The organism is Catellatospora sp. NPDC049133 (assembly GCF_040648455.1).
GTDB lineage: Bacteria > Actinomycetota > Actinomycetes > Mycobacteriales > Micromonosporaceae > Catellatospora > Catellatospora aurea.
In genome coordinates this window covers 1-21,059 of record NZ_JBEZDT010000067.1, presented here as the reverse complement: position 1 = coordinate 21,059, position 21,059 = coordinate 1, and the positions used below count along the sequence as shown (strand labels likewise).

The 21,059-nt window shown below is 70.7% G+C and carries 17 protein-coding genes; 11 read left to right on the top strand and 6 right to left on the bottom strand.

Features of this window, described 5'->3' with window-relative positions:
* Positions 1-108: 108 nt before the first annotated feature.
* The 4 genes from AB0B35_RS41120 to AB0B35_RS41105 all read left to right on the top strand — a co-directional run bounded on the left by AB0B35_RS41120 (position 109) and on the right by AB0B35_RS41105 (position 2,709).
* The gene (locus AB0B35_RS41120; protein WP_361057054.1) at positions 109-555 is read left to right on the top strand and encodes a hypothetical protein; all 447 of its coding nucleotides are present in this window, start codon (positions 109-111) and stop codon (positions 553-555) included.
* A complete protein-coding gene (locus AB0B35_RS41115; protein ID WP_361057039.1) occupies positions 477-692 on the top strand; it encodes a DUF3291 domain-containing protein in 216 nt (71 codons plus the stop codon). The genes AB0B35_RS41120 and AB0B35_RS41115 overlap by 79 nt, the downstream gene beginning before the upstream one ends.
* Before the next feature lie 114 nt (positions 693-806).
* Positions 807-2,372 (top strand): alpha/beta hydrolase, encoded by a 1,566-nt coding sequence (locus tag AB0B35_RS41110; RefSeq protein WP_361057036.1) that lies wholly within the window; start codon positions 807-809, stop codon positions 2,370-2,372.
* Positions 2,373-2,406: 34 nt separating this feature from the next.
* Complete coding sequence (locus AB0B35_RS41105) at positions 2,407-2,709, top strand: DUF1905 domain-containing protein (RefSeq protein WP_361057033.1); 303 nt, start codon at positions 2,407-2,409, stop codon at positions 2,707-2,709.
* Here AB0B35_RS41105 and AB0B35_RS41100 read toward each other — a convergent pair.
* Positions 2,692-3,423: a transposase gene (locus AB0B35_RS41100; RefSeq protein ID WP_361057030.1), complete on the bottom strand. Its 732-nt coding sequence runs from the start codon at positions 3,421-3,423 to the stop codon at positions 2,692-2,694. The genes AB0B35_RS41105 and AB0B35_RS41100 overlap by 18 nt on opposite strands.
* Positions 3,424-3,479: 56 nt before the next feature.
* Between AB0B35_RS41100 and AB0B35_RS41095 the strand changes: the two genes are divergently transcribed.
* Complete coding sequence (locus AB0B35_RS41095) at positions 3,480-4,094, top strand: dihydrofolate reductase family protein (RefSeq protein WP_361057027.1); 615 nt, start codon at positions 3,480-3,482, stop codon at positions 4,092-4,094.
* Positions 4,095-4,137: 43 nt separating this feature from the next.
* Here the strand turns inward: AB0B35_RS41095 and AB0B35_RS41090 are convergent, their stop codons facing one another.
* Positions 4,138-4,995: a methyltransferase domain-containing protein gene (locus AB0B35_RS41090; RefSeq protein ID WP_361057024.1), complete on the bottom strand. Its 858-nt coding sequence runs from the start codon at positions 4,993-4,995 to the stop codon at positions 4,138-4,140.
* Positions 4,996-5,190: 195 nt separating this feature from the next.
* Positions 5,191-6,441 (bottom strand): MFS transporter, encoded by a 1,251-nt coding sequence (locus AB0B35_RS41085; protein ID WP_360540630.1) that lies wholly within the window; start codon positions 6,439-6,441, stop codon positions 5,191-5,193.
* Between the two features lie 103 nt (positions 6,442-6,544).
* Here AB0B35_RS41085 and AB0B35_RS41080 point away from each other — a divergent pair, with 103 nt between their 5' ends.
* On the top strand, positions 6,545-7,093 hold the full coding sequence (locus AB0B35_RS41080; RefSeq protein WP_361057021.1) for a TetR/AcrR family transcriptional regulator: 549 nt from the start codon (positions 6,545-6,547) through the stop codon (positions 7,091-7,093).
* Between the two features lie 221 nt (positions 7,094-7,314).
* A complete protein-coding gene (locus AB0B35_RS41075) occupies positions 7,315-7,764 on the top strand; it encodes a hypothetical protein (RefSeq protein WP_361057018.1) in 450 nt (149 codons plus the stop codon).
* A gap of 64 nt (positions 7,765-7,828) precedes the next feature.
* Here AB0B35_RS41075 and AB0B35_RS41070 read toward each other — a convergent pair whose 3' ends face one another.
* A complete protein-coding gene (locus AB0B35_RS41070) occupies positions 7,829-10,633 on the bottom strand; it encodes a BTAD domain-containing putative transcriptional regulator (protein ID WP_361057015.1) in 2,805 nt (934 codons plus the stop codon).
* Positions 10,634-10,907: 274 nt separating this feature from the next.
* Here AB0B35_RS41070 and AB0B35_RS41065 point away from each other — a divergent pair, with 274 nt between their 5' ends.
* Positions 10,908-11,300 (top strand): hypothetical protein, encoded by a 393-nt coding sequence (locus AB0B35_RS41065; protein ID WP_361057012.1) that lies wholly within the window; start codon positions 10,908-10,910, stop codon positions 11,298-11,300.
* Between the two features lie 143 nt (positions 11,301-11,443).
* Complete coding sequence (locus tag AB0B35_RS41060; protein WP_361057008.1) at positions 11,444-12,694, top strand: MFS transporter; 1,251 nt, start codon at positions 11,444-11,446, stop codon at positions 12,692-12,694.
* A 126-nt stretch (positions 12,695-12,820) separates the two neighbouring features.
* Here the strand turns inward: AB0B35_RS41060 and AB0B35_RS41055 are convergent, their stop codons facing one another.
* A complete protein-coding gene (locus tag AB0B35_RS41055) occupies positions 12,821-13,876 on the bottom strand; it encodes a sigma-70 family RNA polymerase sigma factor (RefSeq protein ID WP_361057006.1) in 1,056 nt (351 codons plus the stop codon).
* A 72-nt stretch (positions 13,877-13,948) separates the two neighbouring features.
* Between AB0B35_RS41055 and AB0B35_RS41050 the strand changes: the two genes are divergently transcribed.
* Complete coding sequence (locus AB0B35_RS41050) at positions 13,949-14,776, top strand: alpha/beta hydrolase (RefSeq protein WP_361057003.1); 828 nt, start codon at positions 13,949-13,951, stop codon at positions 14,774-14,776.
* 463 nt (positions 14,777-15,239) lie between these two features.
* Positions 15,240-19,853, top strand: coding sequence for a discoidin domain-containing protein (locus AB0B35_RS41045; protein WP_361057000.1), 4,614 nt, complete (start codon positions 15,240-15,242; stop codon positions 19,851-19,853).
* A 254-nt stretch (positions 19,854-20,107) separates the two neighbouring features.
* Here AB0B35_RS41045 and AB0B35_RS41040 read toward each other — a convergent pair whose 3' ends face one another.
* Positions 20,108-20,674, bottom strand: a complete 567-nt coding sequence (locus tag AB0B35_RS41040) for a hypothetical protein (RefSeq protein ID WP_361056997.1) — start codon at positions 20,672-20,674, stop codon at positions 20,108-20,110.
* Positions 20,675-21,059 lie beyond the last annotated feature (385 nt).

Here is a 21,059-nt window from a genome sequence, read left to right as displayed (position 1 = left end):
GATGGTCCGCAGGCTCCGGGAGCACCCGCGATCGGCCTGCTGCCTGGTGGGAGGCACACTTCGTAGTGTGAGCGACGATCTCGACGCGGTGGTCGCGCTCACGACCCGGTGCGCCGGGCGCTCTACGACTACGTCGTGGCCCAGGAGGCGGGGGTCTCGCGTACCCTCGCGGCCTTCCACCTGGACAAGCTCGCCGAGGCCGGCCTGCTGGAGGTCGACTTCATGCGGTTGACCGAGGCCAGGCCCGGTCCGGGCGGCGGGCGTCCGGCCAAGGTGTATCGCCGAGCGAGCGCCGCGCGCAAGGTCACGCTGCCGCACCGTGACTACGAGCAGTTGGCGGCGTTGCTCGCCGAGGTGGTTCACGGCTTGGACGCAGACGAGCGCGCGGTGGCGGTGGCGGCGGGCGAGCGGCTGCACGAGCCCGCCGGCTGGCTGGCGACACTGCGCGAACGCGGCTACGAGCCCTGTGGGACTACGTGTACCGGTCCCGTCACCTCGCCGTGCTGCAGCGGCGCAGGGAGTGGTTCCAGCGGCCGGTGGAGATCCACAGCGTGATGTGGTGGGTTCCCGACGGGCACCTGCCGACCGCCGCGGAGGGCATGGCGCGTCTGGCGCTGCTCAATGAACACGGCCCCGGACAGGACGCGTTCACCTTCCGGGACTTCCGCGACCCGGTCGACGCACCCGCCTGATCGGGGTCGGACCGGCGAGCGCCACCCCATCGTGCCGATTTACGTCAGATATGACCGAATCGGCCACTTCGGCGGCTGAGTCAGGGCAGGGTGGTCGCAAGGAGAGGAGCCGGGATGGACAGGATTCTCGCCGACCAGACCAGGGCGGCCGGCAGTACCGTGGATCAGCTCGCACCCGCCGGCGGCACGACACCGCAGGTCAGACGCTGGGTCGCGGAACAGCACCGGTGGGCGGCCGCGATCGCCGAGCACGGGGTCGACTGGGACCACCCCCGCTCGGTGCACTGGAACGCCGCCTGCGGCACGGACGCCGCGGCCGACTTCGCCGCCGTACGCCGCAACGCGCGGACCTACGACGCCATCGCGCCCGCGTTCGCCGCGACCGCCCGCCACCGCGAGGACCGCGCCCGCACCGCCGAGGCCATGGGCGACCTGGTCACCGCGCGGGAGAACTACTTCATGGCGGCGGTGCACTGGAGCGCGGCGCAGTGGCCGGGCCACGCCGACGACGCCGTCAGCCGGGGCCACCACGAGCGCAAACGCGCCTGCTACGCCCGCTACGCCGCACTCGCCGACCACCACGTCGAAGCCGTGTCGGTGCCGTTCCCCGGGACCCACCGCGGTTCGCTGCCGGCCTGGTTGCACCTGCCACCCGGCTACACCGGCGGCCGCCTGCCGGTCGCGCTCGTGGTGCCGGACCTGGACAGCGCCAAGGAGGCGACGGTCGCCCTGCACGGCGACCGCTTCCTCAGCCGCGGCTTTGCCGTGCTCGCGATCGAGGGGCCGGGACAGTACGAGTGCGCGATGCTCGGCACCCACTTCAGCGTGCCCGCCTGGGCTCAGGTCGGACCGGCCTGCGTGGACTGGCTGGCCGGGCGGGCCGAACTCGACCCGGAGCAGGTCGTGATCGCCGGCAGCGGCTTCGGCTCGTTCGCCGCGACCGTGGTGGCCGCCCACGAACCCCGCCTGCGCGCCTGCGCCGTCACGGAGGTCTGCCACGAACCGGGCTGGACGACCGTGTTCGAGCAGGCGTCCCCGGCCTACAAGATGCGCTTCATGTACATGACCGGGCACACCGACGAGGCGGAGTTCGACCGGTTCGCCCGCACGCTGACCTGGCAGGGGCGCGCCGAGCGGATCGCCATGCCGTACCTCGCGGTCGTCGGGGAGGACGACGAGCTCAGTCCGATCGAGTGGACCCGCGCACTGCTCGACGCAGTGCAGGGCCCCCGGCGGCTGGTGGTCTATCAGGGCTCGCCCCACCACATCGGCGGCGTGCCGTCGGCCCGCCTGGGACCGTCCCCGTCAGGCCTGATGGCCGACTGGCTCGCGGCCCGGGTGCGCGGCGACGCCTTCCCATCCGAGCAGTGGCTCATCGACGGGGACGGCCGGATCAACCGGGGCCCGCTACCGGCAGTCGAGCCGATGGAACCGTCGCCGCCGGAGTGGCCCGTGGAGCCGACGCCGACGCCGGCCGTGGAGCCGACGCCGGCACCGTCCGCTGCGCCCGTGCCGGTTGCCCCTGCCGGGAAGGCCAAAGGCCGCGCCCGGGGGTCCCGCAAGAAGGGCGGTCAGGTTCCTGCCGGGGGCGACCACCCGCAGCCGTCGATCCGGCACGAACCAGCCGCCGCCAGCGGATCGCGGAACCGAAGCAAGGTCCCCCGCGGACCCGCGTCCTGACCGCCGTGTCGGTCGGGCTGGCTATCCTGGCGCGATGGACCTGGAGTTCAGTGGCGAGATCTGGTTCTGGAGAGGCCCGGCCCCCTGGTACTTCGTGACCGTGCCCGACGAGCACTGCCCGGCGCTCGAAGACGCGTCGGCGCAGGTCAGCTACGGCTGGGGCATGATCCCGGTGACCGCCCGGATCGGCACGACGGGCTGGACCACCTCGCTGTTCCCCAAGGACGGGCGCTACATCGTGCCCGTCAAGGCGGTGGTGCGCAGGGCCGAGAAGCTCGACGCCGGTGACACGGTCACGGTCCGGCTCAACGTCGACGCGTCAGCTACCCGACCCTGAACGGCCGGGCTTGCAGGTCTCTCTTCCTCGCTGGCTGCGAGGTGAGGCTGCGTGTGGGCGGTTGACTGCGCCCCAGCGCTCGACACCGCGTCGGGCGATGTTGAGGGCTGCATTGTGATCGGCGTGGGCAACGACCCCGCACGATCGACAGGTGAACGTTTCCTGGTCGGAACGGTTGCGCTTGTCACGGTGACCGCACCGGCTGCAGGTCTGGGAGGTGTACCGCGGGTCCACCTGGACCAGCGGTACACCTGCCCGGCGTGCCTTGTAGGTCAGAAACGCGCCGAGCTGGTGGAACGACCATGAGTGGAGTGTGACCCGTTGGGGCTTTCGGAGCCGGACCCGGTCGCGGATGCCCGTCAGGTTCTCGACGGCGATCCCGCGCCCGGTGCGTGCAGCCTCGGTCACGATGGTCTTGGCGATGCGGTGGTTGACGTTGGCGGTGTGCCGCGCTTCCTTGCGCCTGCGCCGGGCCAGTTGGGCCGCTTGCACGCCGAGCCGATGGTCGTCCTTGATCGCCTGGTAAACGTGTCTGCGCAGGTCGTAGTTGCGGTAGACGCCGGTCTGCCGGGCGACCGTAGCATTTGGACTGTGCCACCGAGATGGGCATCCGATCCCGACATATGACGCGGCCGTACATCGAGAACCGGAAGCGCCCGGCTGGGTGACGGCTTTCCTCCCGGCCCTGTAGGGCCGGGGTTCCAGCTTAATCACTGCTGAATTCCTGCCCGGACCGATGACTTCCGCACCCCTGGATCGTCATCACTGGTATGAGACTGACACTCACGGAGTTCGTGACTCTCGACGGCGTCTACCAGGGTCCGGGTGGCCCGGAGGAGGACACCGCCGACGGCTTCCGGCACGGCGGCTGGGTGGTGCCGTTCTTTGAGGACACCCTGGGCGAGTTCATCACCGGTGTCTTCGGCGAGGTCGACGCGTTCCTGCTCGGCCGGCGCACCTACGACATCTTCGCCGCCGCCTGGCCGAAGTCCACCGACCCGGACGACCCGATCGCGAAGGCCCTCAACGCGCTGCCGAAGTACGTCGCGTCCCGCACGCTGACCGGGGCCGACTGGCACAACAGCACGGTCCTCGGCGGGGACGTGGTGGCCGAGGTCGCCAAACTCAAGGAGCAGCCCGGCCGCGAACTGCAGATCCACGGCAGCGGCGCGCTCGCCCAGGTGCTGTTCGACGCCGGCCTGATCGACACGGTCCGGCTCATCGTGTTCCCGGTCGTGCTCGGCTCGGGTATGCGCCTGTTCGCACAGGGGCGTACGCCGTCGGGGTTCCGGCTCGCCGACCTCAGGTCGACGCCGACCGGCGTGACGATGCAGACCCTGGAACTGGCCGGCGCTCCGACGTACGGCTCCATGACGGTCGAGTGACCTGTCGACGGGGGCGGCCCGCCACGCGGGCGGGCCGCTCCGGTCAGCGGCGGCGCAGTTCGAGGAAGCGGTAGCTGAGCAGGTCGTGGATGAGCGCCCACTGCAGCGCGTCGCCGCCGACCAGCGACTGCCAGTACAGGCCGGTCGGGCGGAACACGCGGCCCACCGCCAGCAGCGCGCTGATCCAGCGGTCACGCGGGCGGCGCAGTTCGAGGTACGGGGTGAGGTCGAGGTCGCGGACCAGTTCCAGGCCGTGCGCGGCGGCCGTGGTGCGCACCTGGCCGACCGTCAGCAGCGAGCCGACGTGCCAGCCGGTGCGGAACTCCGCCATGCGCCGGGCGGCCTTCGGCGAGTCGGGCGTGGCGGCTGAGGTGAGGAAGTCGTCGCAGAGCACCAGCCTGCCGCCGGGGCGCAGGGTGCGGGCCGCCTCGCGGAAGTAGCCGTCGGCGTCGGGGCTGTGGATGAACGCCTCGATGGAGAAGGCCAGGTCGGCGGTCCCGGCCAGGTCGTCGGGCACCGCCAGGAAGTCGCCCACGCGGCAGCGCACGCGGTCGGCCAGGCCTGCCTCGGCGATCAGCTCGGCCGCCCGCGCCGCCTGCGCGGAGCTGATGGTGATGCCCTCGCCGGTCAGGTCGGTCTGTGCCGCCAGGTAGAGCAGGCTCGCCCCGAGCCCGCAGCCCAGGTCCACTACGGACGGTCGCGCCAGGTCCGGCGGCAGCGTGTCGAGCAGCAGCTCGTCCACGTGGTGGAAGGCCTGTGCCCGGGTCGCCACGCCGGGACCCCAGACGGCGCGGTGGATGGACGCGCCGCCCTGCCCGAGCCGCTCGAAAGCGGCGGCGTTGTTGTCGTAGTAGCGGCGTACTCGCTCAGTGCCCGCCGCCGCGTCCGCCTGGGAGGTCATGGCGGCCAACTGTAGACGCTAGCGGCCCTTCCCGCGCGACGACGACAACTGGCTTCCGCTTGCACCGCAAGCGATTCCGCCGATGCTCCGGTGCGTCCGTTTCATGGCAGCCCTGCTGCGTGTTCCGGGAAACTGCACGAATCAGCCGGTCGATTCGTGCAGTTTCCCGGAAACTGCCCGGCCACGACGAAACACTCAGGCCGCGACGGCGTCGCTGCGGCGCAGGCGGAGCTGAGTGAGCAGGCCTGTGGCGGCGATCAGGACGGCGATGGCGCTGTAGGTGAGCACGGTGGGGAGCAGGCCGACGGAGGCGACGCTCTGGCCGGCGACGATCAGCGGCAGGCCGAAGGACAGGTAGGCGACCAGGAAGACGGCGGCGAACAGGCCGCCCCGCTGGTGCGGCTGGGCGTGGGGGGCGACCAGGCGCAGCGCGCCGCCGAACGACGCGCCGAAGCCGAGGCCGCTGACGATCGCGCCGAGCCAGACCACGGGCAGCAGACCCGCGGCGATGCCGGCCGCGACGACCAGCGTGCCGGTGAGCAGTCCGGCGCTGCCGAGCACCGTGGCGCGGCGGCCGTGGAAGCGGCCGGTCATGATGCCCGCGACCGCGGCCGCGCCCGGGGCCAGGAACGCGGTCGCGCCGTTGAGCAGGCCGCTGTCGAGGTGGAAGACGCCGCGCACGATGGTCGGCCCGAGGCCCATGAACAGGCCGGCCATCATCCAGGCCGACAGGTGCACGGGCACGGCGGCGGCGAACTCGCGCCGGGCCGGGTGCGGCACGGTGACCCGCGGCACGAGCGAGCCCAGCGCACCGGGTCGGCGGGCGGACGTCTCGGCGGACAGGTAGAGCACCACCGCGCCGATCGCCATGATCACGGTCAGCGTGCTGAACACGATCACGTTGGCGGAGTGGGTGAACTGGACCGCGACGCCGGTGAGCAGCGCCCCCAGGCCGAGACCGCCGGCCGGGGCGACGCTGCCGATCAGCGAACCCCAGCGGCGGTACCGCGGCGGGGCCAGTTCCAGCAGCGAGGCGGTGAACGCGCTGCTGGCGGCACCGGTGGCCAGGCCCTGCACGACCCGGGCGGCGATGACCCAGCCGAGGTTCGGCGCGAACACGAACATCAGCATGGACACCAGCTCCACCAGCAGCGCGCCGATCAGCACCGGCCGCCGGCCGAGGTGGTCCGACAGCGAGCCGGCCACCAGCAGGGCGGCGAGCAGCGCGAAGGCGTACGCGGCGAAGGCGACGGTGAGCATGGACGGCGCAAAGCCCCATTGCCGCTGAAACAGGACGAGCAGCGGAGTGGGTGCACCGGCGGCCAGGTAGAGCGACCCGAAGGCGAGCGCCGCGCCGGTGAAGGCGACGGTCGGCGACAGCGGCCGCCGGGCGGTCCGGGCGGAGTGGCGGGGTATATAAGGCGTGGCCCGCTCGGCGATGGTCATGACGTACGCTCCCTAAAGCAAAGATCATTGCGTTTAGTGTCTTGGGCGACCGTAGCCTCAGCGCGAAAGTTAAAGCAAATATTTCTGCGTTAGAGTGGGAGTCATGTCTGCCACACCCAGCCCCGCCCGGCGCACCGGCGGCCGCAGCGCCGCGGTGCTCGCCGCGGTGCGCTCCGCGGTCGAGGAACTGGTGCAGGAGCGCGGCAGCGCCCAGGTGACCATCCCGATGGTCGCCGAGCGGGCCGGGGTCAACCCGACCAGCATCTACCGCCGCTGGGGCGACGCCCCTTCGATGATCAACGACCTCGCGACGTACCGGATCTCGCCGGACCGGCCCCTGCCCGACACCGGCGACCTGCGCGAAGACCTGACCCGCTGGGCGCAGGAGATCATCGAGCACTTCCGGCAGCCGGCCGCCGCGGCACTGCTGCGCGGCGGGGCGGCCGGAGCGGGGGCGGGTGACTCGGACTGCCTGCGCAACCGCCGGGCCGAAGCGACCCTGCTGATCGAGCGGGCCGGTGGCGGGGTGCCGGTGGGGGACGTGATTGACCATGTCGTCGCACCGATCGTCTACCGGGTGCTGTTCCAACCCTGGACGCTGACCGACGATCTGGCATCGGCCCTGGTGGGACGCCTGTTCGCGGGTCGCTGACGCGCCATCCGATCACGACGGTGGAGATCGGAACGAATTGCTTCGTACCGTGGACTACCCGGCTCGGGTCCGGAGGAGTATCGTCATAGACGTTCCCCGCCGACTTCCCCCGTGGTCGGCGGGGATCCTTCGTTTCCGCGGCGGTTTACGGCCGTGTCCGGTGGGTATCTGCGGCCCGTCACCACGAATCAACACCGCTGTCGGCACGCAGGAGGACAATGATGATGCTGCTCGGATTGCTGCTGGTCCTCGGCCTGGCCGGACTGGCGCTCGTGGCCTTCATGGACAATGACGGCCTGTTCACCGCGTCGGTGGGCTCGGTCGAGCTGTTCGGCTACAACGCCACACTCTCGGTCGGTGAGGTCTTCCTCATCGGCGCGGCCGCTGGGGCGCTGCTGCTCGTCGGGCTGTTCATGCTCTTCGGCGGGGCCGGTCGGCGCGCCCGCCGGCGGATGGCGGCCCGCCGGGAACTGCAGGCGCAGCGCGCCGAGAACCTCGACCTGAAGCGCAAGCACGACACCATCGCCACGGAACTGGCCGCCCAGCGCGCCGCCGAGGCCGGTGCGGCCGACGCCGAACGCGAGGTCGAGGCCGCTCGGGCGGCCCGCGACGCCAAGCTCGCCCGCGACGCCGCCGAGGCCGAGTCGGACGAGCGGGTGTCCACCCGGTAACAGCGCTGAACCGTCGGGGCCGCCACACCCACCCGGGTGGCGGCCCGGACGGCGTTGCCGACGGTCAGGCCTGGGCCGCGTCGGTGTCGAGTTTGGCGCGGATGCGTTCCGCGTCGGGGTGGGCCAGCTCCTCCATGATGCGCAGCGCGTCCCGCCACAGCCCGCCGGCCGTGCCCGTCTCACCGAGCGCCTCGTGCGCGTCGGCGAGGTGGTCGAGGATGAACGCCTCCCAGTACCGGTCACGGGTCTGGCGGACCAGGACCAGCGCGTTGCCGAAACCGAGCACGGCCTGCTCGTGGTTGCCGAGGTGCAGGTGGGCATGGCCGAGGCTGTCCCAGGTCTCCCACTGCCCGGCCAGGTCCCCGACCTCCTCGTGCAGTGCCAGCGCCTCCGCGCAGGCCGTGATCGCCGCCGCGTGGTCGCCGCGCAGGGTCTGGAACCAGCCCATCGTGTTCAGCGCCTTGGCCTGCCCCGACCGGTCCCCGGTGGCCCGGTGCAGCTGGTATGCCCGCTCGGCGTAGGTGTAGGCGTCGGCGTAGCGGCTGGTGCGCTCGCCGAGCCAGGTGAGCGCGAGCAGCGTGTTGGCCTGGCTTGCCGCGTCGCCGGCCTGGGCGAACAGCGCCATGGCGCTGTCGTAGTGCTGCTGGGCCTCGTCGTAGCGTTCCAGCCAGGTGCTGGAGACGCCGAGCCCGTGGTAGACGTGGGCCTGGCCGGTCACGTCACCCGAGCGCAGCGCCGCGTCGAGCGCGGTGCGCTGGGTGGCGGCCTGGTCCAGCCAGTGGCCCTGCCGGTCGAAATAGGTGATCAGTGTCCAGGCCAGCTGCCAGGTGTGCCCGTCGCAGCCGAGCTCGTAGGCCTGCCGGATGACGGCCAGCAGCACCGCGTGCTCGGCGGCGAACCAGGCGTAGGCCGCGTCGCGGTCGGCGTGCGCCTCCGGCGTCACCTGCTCGTCGCAGGGCAGGATCGCGATGCGGTGCCGGTGCGGGTAGACCATCAGCGTCGCGCTGTTGGCGGTGTGCAGGTAGTGGTCGTACGTCCGGCGCAGCGCGGTGAAGCGGTCCGGTTCGGGGTCGGCCTCGGCGACCAGCTCCGCGGCGTACGCCCGCATCAGGTCGTGCAGCAGGAACCGCCCCGGGCCGTGCTCGACGGCCAGGTGCGCGCGGGTCAGCTCGGCCAGCAGCGGGCGCGCCTGCCGCACGGTCAGCCCGGCCGTGCTGGCCGCCGCCGCGAGCGAGACATCCGGCCCCGGATGCAGCCCGAGCAGCCGGAACATCCGCGCGCCGCCATCGCTGAGCTGGCGATACGACCAGGAGAACACCGCACGCAGATCGGTGGCCGTGTCGTCGCCGCTGAACGCGTCCAGGTTGTCGCGCCCGTCGGCCAGCTCCGCCGCCAGCGCGGCCAACGGCAGCGCCGAGCCGACGGCGGCGCGCGCCGCCACGATCGCCAGGGCCAGGGGCAGCCCGCCGCAGCGGGCGATGACGTCGCGCACGGCGCGGGGCTCCCGCTCGACCGCGGTGCCGCCGAGCCGGTGAGTGATCAGCTGCCGGGCCTCGGCGGCGGTGAACACGGCCAGCGACACCGGCCGGGCGCCCTCGGCCGCGACCAGGCCGGACAGCTGGTTGCGGCTGGTGACCAGCACCATGCATCCGGCCGTGCCCGGCAGCAGCGGGCGCACCTGGTCGGCGTCGCGGGCGTTGTCCAGCACCAGCAGCATGCGCCGCCCGGCCAGCAGGCTGCGGTACAGGGCGGCCTGCTCGGCGAGGTCGGCGGGCACTCGCGCGGACGGCACGCCCAGCGCGTCGAGGAAGCCGCGGACCGCCTGCGAGGGGTTGGTCGGCGGGCCGGACGCGTCGAAGCCGTGGAGGTTGACATGGAGCTGCCCGTCGGGGAAACGCTCGGCGGAGCGGTGCGCCCAGTGCACCGCGAGCGAGGACTTGCCGATCCCCGCGCTGCCGGTGATGACCGCGACCCGGGCCGGACCGGCCTCCCGGTCGCGCATCCGGTCCAGCTCCCGCAGCGCCGCGTCGCGGCCGGTGAAGCCCGCCACGTCGGCGGGCAGTTGCCGGGGCACGGTCACCGGCTCTGCGGCCGCGGGCGCTTCGGGCGTGAAGTCGTACCGGCCGGGGCGGGTGAGCCGTTCGTCGTCGCGCAGGATCGCCTCGTGCAGCGCCCGCAGCTGCGGGCCGGGCTCCAGGCCGAGTTCGTCGCGCAGCAGCGTGCGGGTGTCGCGGAACAGGTCCAGCGCCTCGGCCCGCCGCCCGCTGCGGTAGCGGGCCAGCATCAGGCAGCCGCGGAAGAACTCGCGGAACGGCTGCTCGGCCACGAGCGTCTCGAGCGTGCCCGCCACCTGCCGGTGCCGGCCCAGGGCCAGCTCCGCTTCGGCCCAGCCCTCGTACGCGGCCAGCCGTTGCTGGTCCAGGCGCAGCGCCTCGTCGGCCAGCGGCGGGAACGCGGTGAACTCCGCATACGCCGGGCCGCGCCACAGGTCCAGGGCGGTCCGCCAGTCCCGGGCCGCGGCCTCGACATCGCCGCGGTCCATGGCCGCGGCCGCCGCGGCGCTCAGCTCGCCGAACCGGGCCGCGTCGAGCGACTCGCCCGCGGGCACCGTGTAACCGTCGGGGGCGTTGAGGATCCGCTCGGTGCCCAGGGCCCCGCGCAGCTGGCTGATGTACTGGTGCACGTTGCGCCGGGCCGAGGCCGGGGGCTGGTCGGCCCACAGCGCCTCGACGAGCACGTCCATGGGCACCGGCCGACCCAGGCGGGCCAGCAGGACGGCGAGCGCCAGCCGCGGCTTGTGGCCCGTGGGCAGGTAGGCCGGCTGTCCGTCGTGTACCGCCTGAAGGGGTCCCAGCGTCTGGAACTCCACTGCCGTCTCGCCTTCCCGACCACGATCCCGACAACGAAACGTGCTCAGGCGACTACGGTCCGCTTTGTACATCGCCTGTACCGCGATCGGACACGATGCGCGGTATCGGCGAGCGTACGGCACGGGTCGAAACGCCCTGTGGCAAACCGTTGCGCGTTCGTCGGCTGGCACGCCGACGTGCCGATGGTCTCGGGGCGGGCCGAGATTCGGGGGACCTCGGCCGCCCTGAGACCACGCCCGCGGCCGCTGGACGGCGTCGGGCACACTGCCTCCCATGCCGAAGTCACGCCGCGAAGTCCGGGCCCGCCGAGCCGCCGCAGCCGCACGGATGCAGCCCGGCGGCCGGGCACGGACCCGCTCGGCGCTCACCGAGGCGCGCACCTGGCAGGCGGCCGGCCTGCCCGCGGCCCTGTCCGGCGCGGTCGGCCTGGTGCTGAGCGTCGCGCTCGCCGTCTGGGACTCGTGGCTGCTGCCCGCGGTGGCAGTCGGCGCGACCCTGCTCAACGCCTACGCGGGCTACGTCATCGTCAAAGCCCGCCGGGCCGACGACGTCCTGTTCCCGCAGCGCTGGGGCAGCGGCCGGTTCTCCGCCCGGGGCGAGGTCGTCGCCGGAGTCCTGGCGCTCGCCTCAGCGGCGCTCGCCGTGATCGGCTTCGCCGGCCGATGACGCGGCCTGCCGCAGTTTCGCGAAAACTGCGGCATCGCGGGCCCCGACAGGTGCGGTGTCCGCGAAACTGTCGCGCCGAACCGCATCGGGCTCATGAATACGCGTTGCGACCCGGTCGCGCGTCCGCGTAGGGTCTCGTCCTTGTGCGCAAGGTAGTCGACTCCGTCGTGCCCGCCCGGCTCGGCGCGGGCTACCGCTGGCTGCTGGCCTCGTCCTGGTCGAGCAACCTCGGCGACGGGGTGGCACTCGCGGCCGGGCCGCTGCTGGTCACCTCGCTGACCGACGACCCGTTCCTGATCTCGCTGGCCGCGCTGCTGCGCTGGGCCCCGCCGCTGGTGTTCGGCCTGTACGCCGGAGTGCTGTCGGACCGGCACGACCGCCGACTGATCATGATCGTGGCGAACCTGGCCCGGGTCCTGGTGCTGGCCGGACTCGTGGCGACGATGCTCACCGGGACGCTGACGGCGATCGGCGCGCTGGCCGCGATCGGCCTGCTGACCGTCGCCGAGGTGTTCGCCGACAACACCGCGGGCACGCTGACGCCGATGCTGGTGCACCGCGACGACCTGGCCGTGGCCAACGCCCGGCTGCAGACCGGCTTCATCACCCTCAATCAGCTGATCGGCCCGCCGATCGGGGCGGCGCTGTTCGCCGCGGGCACGGCCTGGCCGTTCGCGACCGAGGTCGTGCTGGTCGCCGCCGCGGTGGTCCTGGTGTCGCGGGTGCGGCTGCCGGTCCGGGAGCGGCCCGCGCAGGACAGGCGCAGCCTGCGGCGCGACGTCGCCGAAGGATTCCGCTGGACGGTGAACCACGCGGCCGTGCGTACCCTCGTGCTCACGATCTTGATCTTCAACGTGACCTTCGGGGCGGCGTGGTCGGTGCTCGTGCTCTACGCACAGGAGCGGCTCGGCCTCGGCGCGATCGGCTTCGGCCTGCTCACCACCGTCTCGGCGGTCGGCGGTCTGCTCGGCACCGCGCTGTATGGGGCGATCACCCGCCGGGTGAGCCTGGGCAACGTGATGCGCGTCGGGCTGATCATCGAGACCCTCACCCACCTCGGCCTGGCGGTCACGAACTCACCGGTGGTCGCCTCTGCGATCTTCTTCGTGTTCGGGGCGCACGCGTTCGTCTGGGGCACCACCTCGGTCACGGTGCGCCAGCGGGCCGTGCCCGAGCAACTGCAGGGCCGGGTGAACAGCCTCAACACCATCTGCGTCTTCGGCGGGCTGGTCGTCGGCTCGGTGATCGGCGGCGTGCTGGCCACCCACTACGGCGTCACCGCGCCGTTCTGGTTCGCCTTCGCCGGCTCGGCAGCCTTCGTCGTGCTGCTGTGGCGCGAGATGACCCGCATCGCCCACGAGGACGAGCAAGAACCCGTCCCCGCCGCCGCGTGACCGCGCGCCCCTCAAGGTCATCGGACTTGCCTGGCACCTGTGCGTATCTTGACCGTTCATTCGCCCACTTGCCGGGCAAGTCGAACGATCATGGTGAGTCGTCGCACCCGCTCGCGGCGGTGGCGGTCAGGGCAGCGAGGTGGGCAGGTCGAAGAGGGCGAAGTGCTCCTCGCCGATGAACGCGGTGACCTCGGCGATGCGGTCGTCGCGCAGGGTCAGCACATTGACCGACCAGGGCAGGTGCTCGCCCTCGTTGCCGGGGCGCAGGTAGCAGGCCACCGCGGGCTGGCCGTTGGCGTCGACCGGCAGGTGCCGCCAGGAGCCGCACGAGGTCAGCGGGACACGTGCCGCGAAGTCCATGACCGCGGCCAGGCCGTGGTACCAGTGCGGCATCGGCGGCATGGACCAGGTGACGTCCTCGACCAGCAGGGTGATCAGGGCGTCGGCGTCGCCGCGCTCCAGCGCCTGGGCGAACCGGCTCACCACCTCCCGCACCCGCGCGTCGCCGATCTTGCGCAGGGTCTGCTGCTGGCTGGGGGAGGGTGCCTTCTCCGCCACGATCCGGCGGGCGCGGGCCAGCGCGGAGTTCACCGAGGTGGTCGACGTGTCCATGATCGCGGCGATCTCGGCGACGGAGAACCCCAGCACCTCGAACAGCAGCAGCGCCGCCCGCTGGTTGCCCGGCAGGTGCTGCAGCGCGGCCACGAACGCCAGCTCGACCGCCTCGCGCTGCTCGTAGCGCGCGCCCGGCCCGGCCGGACCGGACCCCAGACCCGCGCCGGCGTACGGCCCGAGCCAGGCGACCTCGGTCAGCGGGGTCTCGGCGAGCACCACGTGGGCGCTGGCCGGGCCCAGGTCCATCGGCAGCGCCCGCCGGCCGCGCGCCTCGACGAGGTCCAGGCAGGTGCGGGTCGCCACGGTGTAGAGCCACGACCGCAGCGAGCCGCGCCCGGTGAAACCCGCCAGCCCGCGCCAGGCCCGCAGCAGCGCGTCCTGCAGCGCGTCGTCGGCGTCATGGGCCGAACCCAGCATCCGGTAGCAGTGCGCGTGCAGCTCCGCGCGCAGCGGCTCGACGAGCCGGGTGAACGCGGCGTCGTCCCCGCCCCGCGCCGCGGTCAGATCGGGATCCTCGGCTCCGGGCGCGGGCGGGTCCCCGGCCGACGCGGAGGAAAGTTCGCTCACAAGCGACGATTCTGCCGCACGCGCCCGGTCTCATTCAGGTACGAGAGCCATCTCACCTGCTAGGGAGACCTGATGAACGACGTTTCGACCGTGCCCGCCGCCACCCTGGAGGTGCCCGGCGCGCGGCTGCACTACGAGGTCCGGGGCGCCGGTCCGCTGATCGTGCTGATCGGCGCGCCGATGGACGCCCGCGCGTTCACGCCGCTGGCCGAGCTGCTGGCGACCGACCACACGGTGCTCACCACCGACCCGCGGGGCATCTTCCGCAGCTCGGTCGACGACCGCGACCAGGACTCGACGCCGCAGCAGCGCGGCGACGACCTGGCCCGGCTGATCACCCACCTCGACGCCGGACCGGCCGTGGTGCTCGGCTCCAGCGGCGGGGCGGTCAGCGCGCTGGCGCTGGCCGAGGCCCGGCCCGACCTGGTGAGCACGCTCATCGCACACGAGCCGCCGCTGGACGAGCTGGTCGAGGACCGGGCGGAGCTGCGGGTGGCGACCGACGACATGATCGCCACCTACCTCGGCGGGGACCACCGGGGCGCGTTCGCGAAGTTCCTCAAGATCGCGAACATCGAGCTGCCCCCGTTCGTGTTCGAGGCCATCGTCGGCGGCGAGCGCGACGAGCAGTCGGTCGCCGACGAGCACTTCCAGTACGCCCACATGCTGCTGCCGACGGTCAGCTTCGTGCCGGACGCGGCGGCGCTGCGCAAGGGCGGCACCCGGCTCGTGGTCGGCATCGGCGAGGAGTCGACCGGCCAGCTCTGCGACCGCACCTCGCGGGCGCTGGCGGCGCAGCTGGACATCGAGCCGACGATGTTCCCCGGCGACCACATCGGCTTCACCGGCGACCCGGCGGCGTTCGCCGCGCGACTGCGCGAGGTGCTGGCCGCGGGCTGACCGCACCGTCGATAGTGGACACATGGCCATCCGGATTCCGTCCGGATGGCCATGTCGTCGTGTGCACATCTCATCCGTTCGTCGGCTCACGACCGTCGAAGTGTTGACGTGTTCGTGACGTGTCGGTAACGTTGCCCCCGACGCAGTGCAAGATTTCGACAAACAGATGTTTAGTTTTGTCGTTAGCTTGTGCAAGTTCCCTGCAGGCCGCTCACCTGCCGGTGTTCTCCATCCGTTCGGGAGAGGCCCGGTATGACGTCGGCATTCGTACGCACTGGTCGATCACCTCCACGCGGCCCGGGCTGAGTTCACGCCCCCGCCACGTCAGCGGTTACACCACGCCTGCAAAACATCAACCGCCCGGCCCCGCTCACCGTCGCGGCTGATCGTTCACCCGTTTCACCGCAACGCGTGTGGATCCCCGTCCACCCGCGGAACCGTCCCTCCGTGACAAAGGACAGTGATGAGAACCAGGACTCCGATCAGAGTGGTGGCGACCGCGGTCGCCGCTGCCATGATCGCCACCGCCGGGTGGGCGGCGGTCGCGCAAGCGGCCGGCGGCCCCAACCTGTCATCAGGCAAAACGACCTCCGCCAGCTCGGTCAACGGCCCCTACGTGACCGGCAACCTCAACGACGGCAACCAGGGCAGCTACTGGGAGAGCTCCGGCTCCCTGCCGCAGTGGGCCCAGATCGACCTCGGCGCCGCCACCGCCATCGACCAGGTCGTGCTGAAGCTGCCCGCCGGCTGGGGCACCCGCACCCAGACCCTGTCCGTGCAGGGCAGCACCAACGGTTCCAGCTTCAGCGACATCGTCGCCTCGCAGGGCTACAGCTTCAACCCGTCGGTCGCCAACAACTCGGTGACCATCAACTTCCCGGCGACCTCGCCCCGGTACGTGCGCGTCAACATCAGCGCCAACACCGGCTGGGCCGCCGCGCAGCTCTCCGAGCTGGAGATCTACGGCACCGCCAGCGCGTCGACCAACCTCGCGCAGGGCCGCCCGACCACCGAGAGCGGCCACGCCGACGTCTACGACGTGTCCCGGACCGTCGACGGCAACCAGGGCACCTACTGGGAGAGCGTCAACAACTCGTTCCCCGAGTGGGCCACCGTCGACCTCGGCTCGTCCGTCGCGGTCAACCGCGTCGTGCTGAAGCTGCCCACCTCCGGCTGGGGCACCCGCTCGCAGACACTCGCGGTCCAGGGCAGCACCAACGGCTCGACGTTCACCGACATCGTCGGCTCGGCGTCGTACACCTTCAACCCGGCCGTGGCCGGCAACTCGGTGACGATCAACTTCACCCAGACCACCACCCGGTACGTGCGGATCAACATCACCGCCAACACCGCGTGGCCGGCGGGCCAGCTCTCCGAGATCGAGGTGTACGGGCCCGGCGCCGGCACCCCCGACACCACCGCCCCGAGCGTGCCGTCGAACCTGACCCTCGGCGCGTCCGGCACGACGATCACCCTGAACTGGGGCGCGTCGACGGACAACTCCGGCGGCAGCGGCCTCGCGGGCTACGACATCTACCGCAACGGCACCCTGGCCGCCCAGGTCGGCGCGGTCACCACCTGGCAGGACACCCAGCCGACCACGGCCACCGTGTCCTACTACGTGCGGGCCCGTGACGTCGCGGGCAACGTGTCGGCCAACAGCAACACGGTCACCCGCACCGGGACCACACCCGACACCACCGCCCCGAGCACGCCCGGCACGCTGACCCACAGCACGTCCGGCACGACGATCACGCTCAACTGGGGCGCGTCGACCGACAACGCGGGCGGCAGCGGCCTGGCCGGCTACGACATCTTCCGCAACGGCGCGCTGGCCGCGCAGGTCGGCACCGTCACCACGTGGAACGACACCCAGGCCGCCACGGCCACCGTGTCCTACTACGTGCGGGCGCGCGACAACGCGGGCAACGTCTCCGGCAACAGCAACACCGTCACCCGGACCGGCACCACGACCGACACCACCCCGCCGAGCACGCCCGGCACGCTGAGCCACAGCACCTCCGGCACGACGATCACCCTGAACTGGGGCGCGTCGACCGACACCGGCGGCAGCGGCCTGGCGGGCTACGACGTGTTCCGCGACGGCGCGCTGGCCGCACAGGTCGGCACCGTGACCACGTGGAACGACACCCAGGCCGCCACGGCGACCGTGTCCTACTACGTGCGGGCGCGCGACAACGCGGGCAACGTGTCGGCCAACAGCAACACCGTCACCCGCACCGGCACCCAGCAGCCCGGCTGCGTCAACGTCGCGTCCGGCAAGACCATGACCGCGAACGGCTCCACGTTCACGTTCACCCCGGACAAGGCCAACGACGGCCAGCTCGGCACCTACTGGGAGGGCGGCGGCTACCCGGCGACGCTCACCGTGGCGCTCGGCGGCAACCACGTCGTCACCCAGGTCAACGTCAAGCTGAACCCGGACGCCTCGTGGGGCACGCGTACCCAGAACTTCCAGATCCTGGGCCGTGAGCAGTCCTCCTCCACTTACACCAACCTGGTGTCGGCGGCGAGCTACCAGTTCACCCAGGGCAACAACGTGGTGAGCGTCCCCGTCTCGGCGACCACCGCCGACGTGCGGCTGTCCTTCAACTCCAACACCGGCGCCCCCTCGGGCCAGGTCGCGGAGTTCGAGGTCTGCGGCACCCCCGCGCCGAACCCTGACCTCACCGTCAGCAACGTGTCGTGGACCCCGTCCTCGCCGAACGAGGCGTCGAGCATCTCGCTGACCGCCACCGTCAACAACATCGGCGACCTGTCCGCCCCCGCCTCCAAGGTGGGCCTCTACCTCGACGGCGCGCTCAAGGGCACCGTCGACGTCGCGGCCATCGCCGCCGGCGGCTCGCAGTCGGTGAGCCTGCCGATCGGCAACCTCGGCCAGGGCACGTACGCCGTCAGCGCCCGCGCCGACAACGCCAGCACGGTCGTCGAGAAGAACGAGAACAACAACACCGCCAACGCCGCGAGCAACCTCGTCGTGGCCCAGGCCCCCGGCCCTGACCTGCAGGTCACCGGCATCTCCACGAACCCGGCCAACCCGGCCGTCGGCGCGGCGGTCAGCTTCACCGTGACCGTCAACAACCGCGGCACCACGGCCTCCGGCGTCACCACGGTCACCCGGGTGACCGCCGGCTCCACCACCCTCAACACCAACACCGCGTCCATCGCCGCGGGCGCCACCGTCAACGTGGCCGTCAACGGCACCTGGACCGCCACCTCCGGCGGCGCGACCATCACCGCCAGCGCCGACGCCACCAACGTCGTCACCGAGACCAATGAGACCAACAACTCGCTGACCTCGTCGATCGTCGTCGGCCGGGGCGCGGCCGTCCCGTACACCTCGTACGAGGCCGAGTCCGCCGCCTACCAGGGCGAACTGCTGCAGACGGACGCCCTGCGCACCTTCGGACACACCAACTTCGCCACCGAGTCCTCGGGCCGCAAGTCGGTGCGCCTGACCACCCAGGGCCAGTACGTCGAGTTCACCTCGACCAACCAGGCCAACTCGATCGTCGTCCGCAACTCGGTCCCCGACGCCGCCGGCGGCGGTGGCCAGGACTTCACGATCAGCCTGTACGTCAACGGCACGTTCAACCGCAAGCTCACCCTGTCCTCGGTGCACAGCTGGCTCTACGGCACCACCGACGACCCCGAGGGCCTGACCAACACCCCGTCGGCCAACGCGCGCCGGCTGTTCGACGAGTCGAACGCGCTGCTGGGCACCTCGTACCCGCCGGGCACGAAGTTCAAGCTCCAGCGCGACTCCGGCGACAACGCCTCCTTCTACATCATCGATATGATCGATCTTGAGCAGGTGGCCGCGCCGCTGAGCAAGCCCGCCGAGTGCACCTCCATCACCAACTACGGCGCCGTGCCCAACGACGGCCTCGACGACACCGCCGCCATCCAGGCCGCGGTGACCGCCGACCAGAACGGGCAGATCAGCTGCGTGTGGATCCCCGAGGGCCAGTGGCGGCAGGAGCAGAAGATCCTGACCGACGACCCGCTGAACCGCGGCACCCACAACCAGGTCGGCATCAGCAACGTCGTCATCAAGGGCGCGGGCATGTGGCACTCCCGCCTCTACTCGCTGATCCAGCCGCAGAACGCGGGCGGCATCAACCACCCGCACGAGGGCAACTTCGGCTTCGACATCGACAAGAACACCCAGATCTCCGACATCGCGATCTTCGGCTCCGGCCGGATCCGCGGCGGTGACGGCAACGCCGAAGGCGGCGTCGGCATCAACGGCCGGCTCGGCGTCGGCACGAAGATCACCAACGTGTGGATCGAGCACGCGAACGTCGGCGCCTGGGTCGGCCGCGACTACTCCAACATCCCCGAGCTGTGGGGACCCGGTGACGGGCTGGAGTTCAGCGGCATGCGCGTGCGCAACACGTACGCCGACGGCATCAACTTCACCAACGGCACCCGCAACTCGACCGTGTTCAACTCGTCGTTCCGCAACAACGGCGACGACGCGCTCGCGGTCTGGGCCAGCAAGTACGTGAAGGACACGTCGGTCGACATCGGGCATGACAACCGGTTCGTCAACAACACGGTGCAGCTGCCGTGGCGGGCCAACGGCATCGCGGTGTACGGCGGATACGGCAACAAGATCGAGAACAACCTGATCTACGACACGATGAACTACCCGGGCATCATGCTGGCGACCGACCACGACCCGATCCCCTTCACGGGTCAGACGCTGATCGCCAACAACGCGCTGTACCGCACGGGTGGGGCGTTCTGGAACGAGGACCAGGAGTTCGGTGCCATCACGCTGTTCGCGGCGACGGTCGCGATCCCGGGGGTCACGATTCGTGATACCGAGATCTACGACTCGACGTACGACGGCATCCAGTTCAAGGCGGGTGAGCTTCCGGGGGTGGTCATCACCAACGTGAAGATCGACAAGTCGAACAACGGCGCGGGCATGCTGGCCATGGCCCAGGCCCGGGGTAGCGCGACGCTGTCGAACGTCACGATCACGAACTCGGGTACGGGGAACATCGTGACCCAGCCTGGGTCGACGTTCACCTTCTCGGGTAGCTGATCAAACCTGCGGTAATTGGTGAGATGGGGCCTGCCAGTGAGATCACTGGCAGGCCCCATCGGACCTTGAGGCCTACGCGGTTCACTTCCATGCATAGCCCAGCAACCCGATGTGCGGGATGCTTCGCCGCACGTGCGGCGGCTGCATCCGGCAGGCCGGGTGACGATGCTGCACCTGCATATGCCGCGATATGCGGTCCGCCTGACCCCTGGAGCGCGCCGAATGCCAATGACACCGGGTTCGGGGCGGATATGTCAGCTGTTTTGCTTGCTGGCACCGCAATGGGAATGTGGACCTTTAGGGTCGCGCGTGAATGTCTTTGTTGCTATTTTTTGAGCGCTTGGTGGAAGCGCTTCGTATAACAGATATCCGGGCCTGTTGTCGGCATTGCCGAAAGGCTTGATGCCGTCGACGAACTTGCTGTCTGCATCGGACAGTAGTGTCAAACTGAAGACGAAGTTCTTGCCGCCGTCATGCGCCCCGCCGACGGTGTCCTCTACTGTGTACGAGCCATCGATCTGTACTATTGCCTTGGCTAATCCGATCATGCGGTTCGGCGTTTCGTAGGTGACCCAGAGGACCTGGCCAATGGGGATCTCTGCGTGGCCAGACAATGTGGCGCACTGTGGGATGAGATTGCCGGTTGGCGACGTGATGGTACCGCGGGGCATTTTAGCCTCGCCACTTTCTGCTTCCGCAGTATCCGTGAGCAGAGGGAGGCCCGCGAAGACCGTGCCAAGGACGGTCGCCAATCCCACTATTAATCCACCCGCCAACATCCAGGGTCGTCGAGGAAGCTTAATGCGCCAGTTGATTTCCACAGAGGGCAGAGTAAATGCAAGGTGCAAGAATTCAAGCGTTTATTCGCCTGTTTGGGTGACCGCCATTAGAGTGAAGCTAACGCTACAAATCCTCACGACGCCGGGATCACCTGGAGCAATTTACCGTCAGCGATTCCCGATTGGAGCAATGATTCTGCCTTGTCGCTCGACAGGGCTAGTACGGCAGTGCCGGTTCGTGCTCTGAGCTGCCCGTGTGGACCAACAACCGACGGCGGGTGGTTTGTGTTGTTCAGGTAGCTCCTTGACTTAGCTACGCATGAGATCCAACACCATGGCTTCGTAGACTGGTGAGTCCTCGAACGGCTTCAGTTCGCCGAGCTTGTGCCATCCCCACTTTTGGTAGGCGGTCAATGCCGCCGTGTTG

What these genes read in the sequence shown, in the direction of transcription:
- AB0B35_RS41080 (WP_361057021.1), top strand. Translation starts at nt 6,545, where the DNA reads ATGTCTGCCACACCCAGCCCCGCCCGGCGCACCGGCGGCCGCAGCGCC.
- AB0B35_RS41075 (WP_361057018.1), top strand. Translation starts at nt 7,315, where the DNA reads ATGATGCTGCTCGGATTGCTGCTGGTCCTCGGCCTGGCCGGACTGGCG.
- AB0B35_RS41090 (WP_361057024.1), bottom strand. Translation starts at nt 4,995, where the DNA reads ATGACCTCCCAGGCGGACGCGGCGGCGGGCACTGAGCGAGTACGCCGC.
- AB0B35_RS41045 (WP_361057000.1), top strand. Translation starts at nt 15,240, where the DNA reads ATGAGAACCAGGACTCCGATCAGAGTGGTGGCGACCGCGGTCGCCGCT.
- AB0B35_RS41095 (WP_361057027.1), top strand. Translation starts at nt 3,480, where the DNA reads ATGAGACTGACACTCACGGAGTTCGTGACTCTCGACGGCGTCTACCAG.
- AB0B35_RS41105 (WP_361057033.1), top strand. Translation starts at nt 2,407, where the DNA reads ATGGACCTGGAGTTCAGTGGCGAGATCTGGTTCTGGAGAGGCCCGGCC.
- AB0B35_RS41065 (WP_361057012.1), top strand. Translation starts at nt 10,908, where the DNA reads ATGCCGAAGTCACGCCGCGAAGTCCGGGCCCGCCGAGCCGCCGCAGCC.
- AB0B35_RS41085 (WP_360540630.1), bottom strand. Translation starts at nt 6,441, where the DNA reads ATGACCATCGCCGAGCGGGCCACGCCTTATATACCCCGCCACTCCGCC.
- AB0B35_RS41110 (WP_361057036.1), top strand. Translation starts at nt 807, where the DNA reads ATGGACAGGATTCTCGCCGACCAGACCAGGGCGGCCGGCAGTACCGTG.
- AB0B35_RS41050 (WP_361057003.1), top strand. Translation starts at nt 13,949, where the DNA reads ATGAACGACGTTTCGACCGTGCCCGCCGCCACCCTGGAGGTGCCCGGC.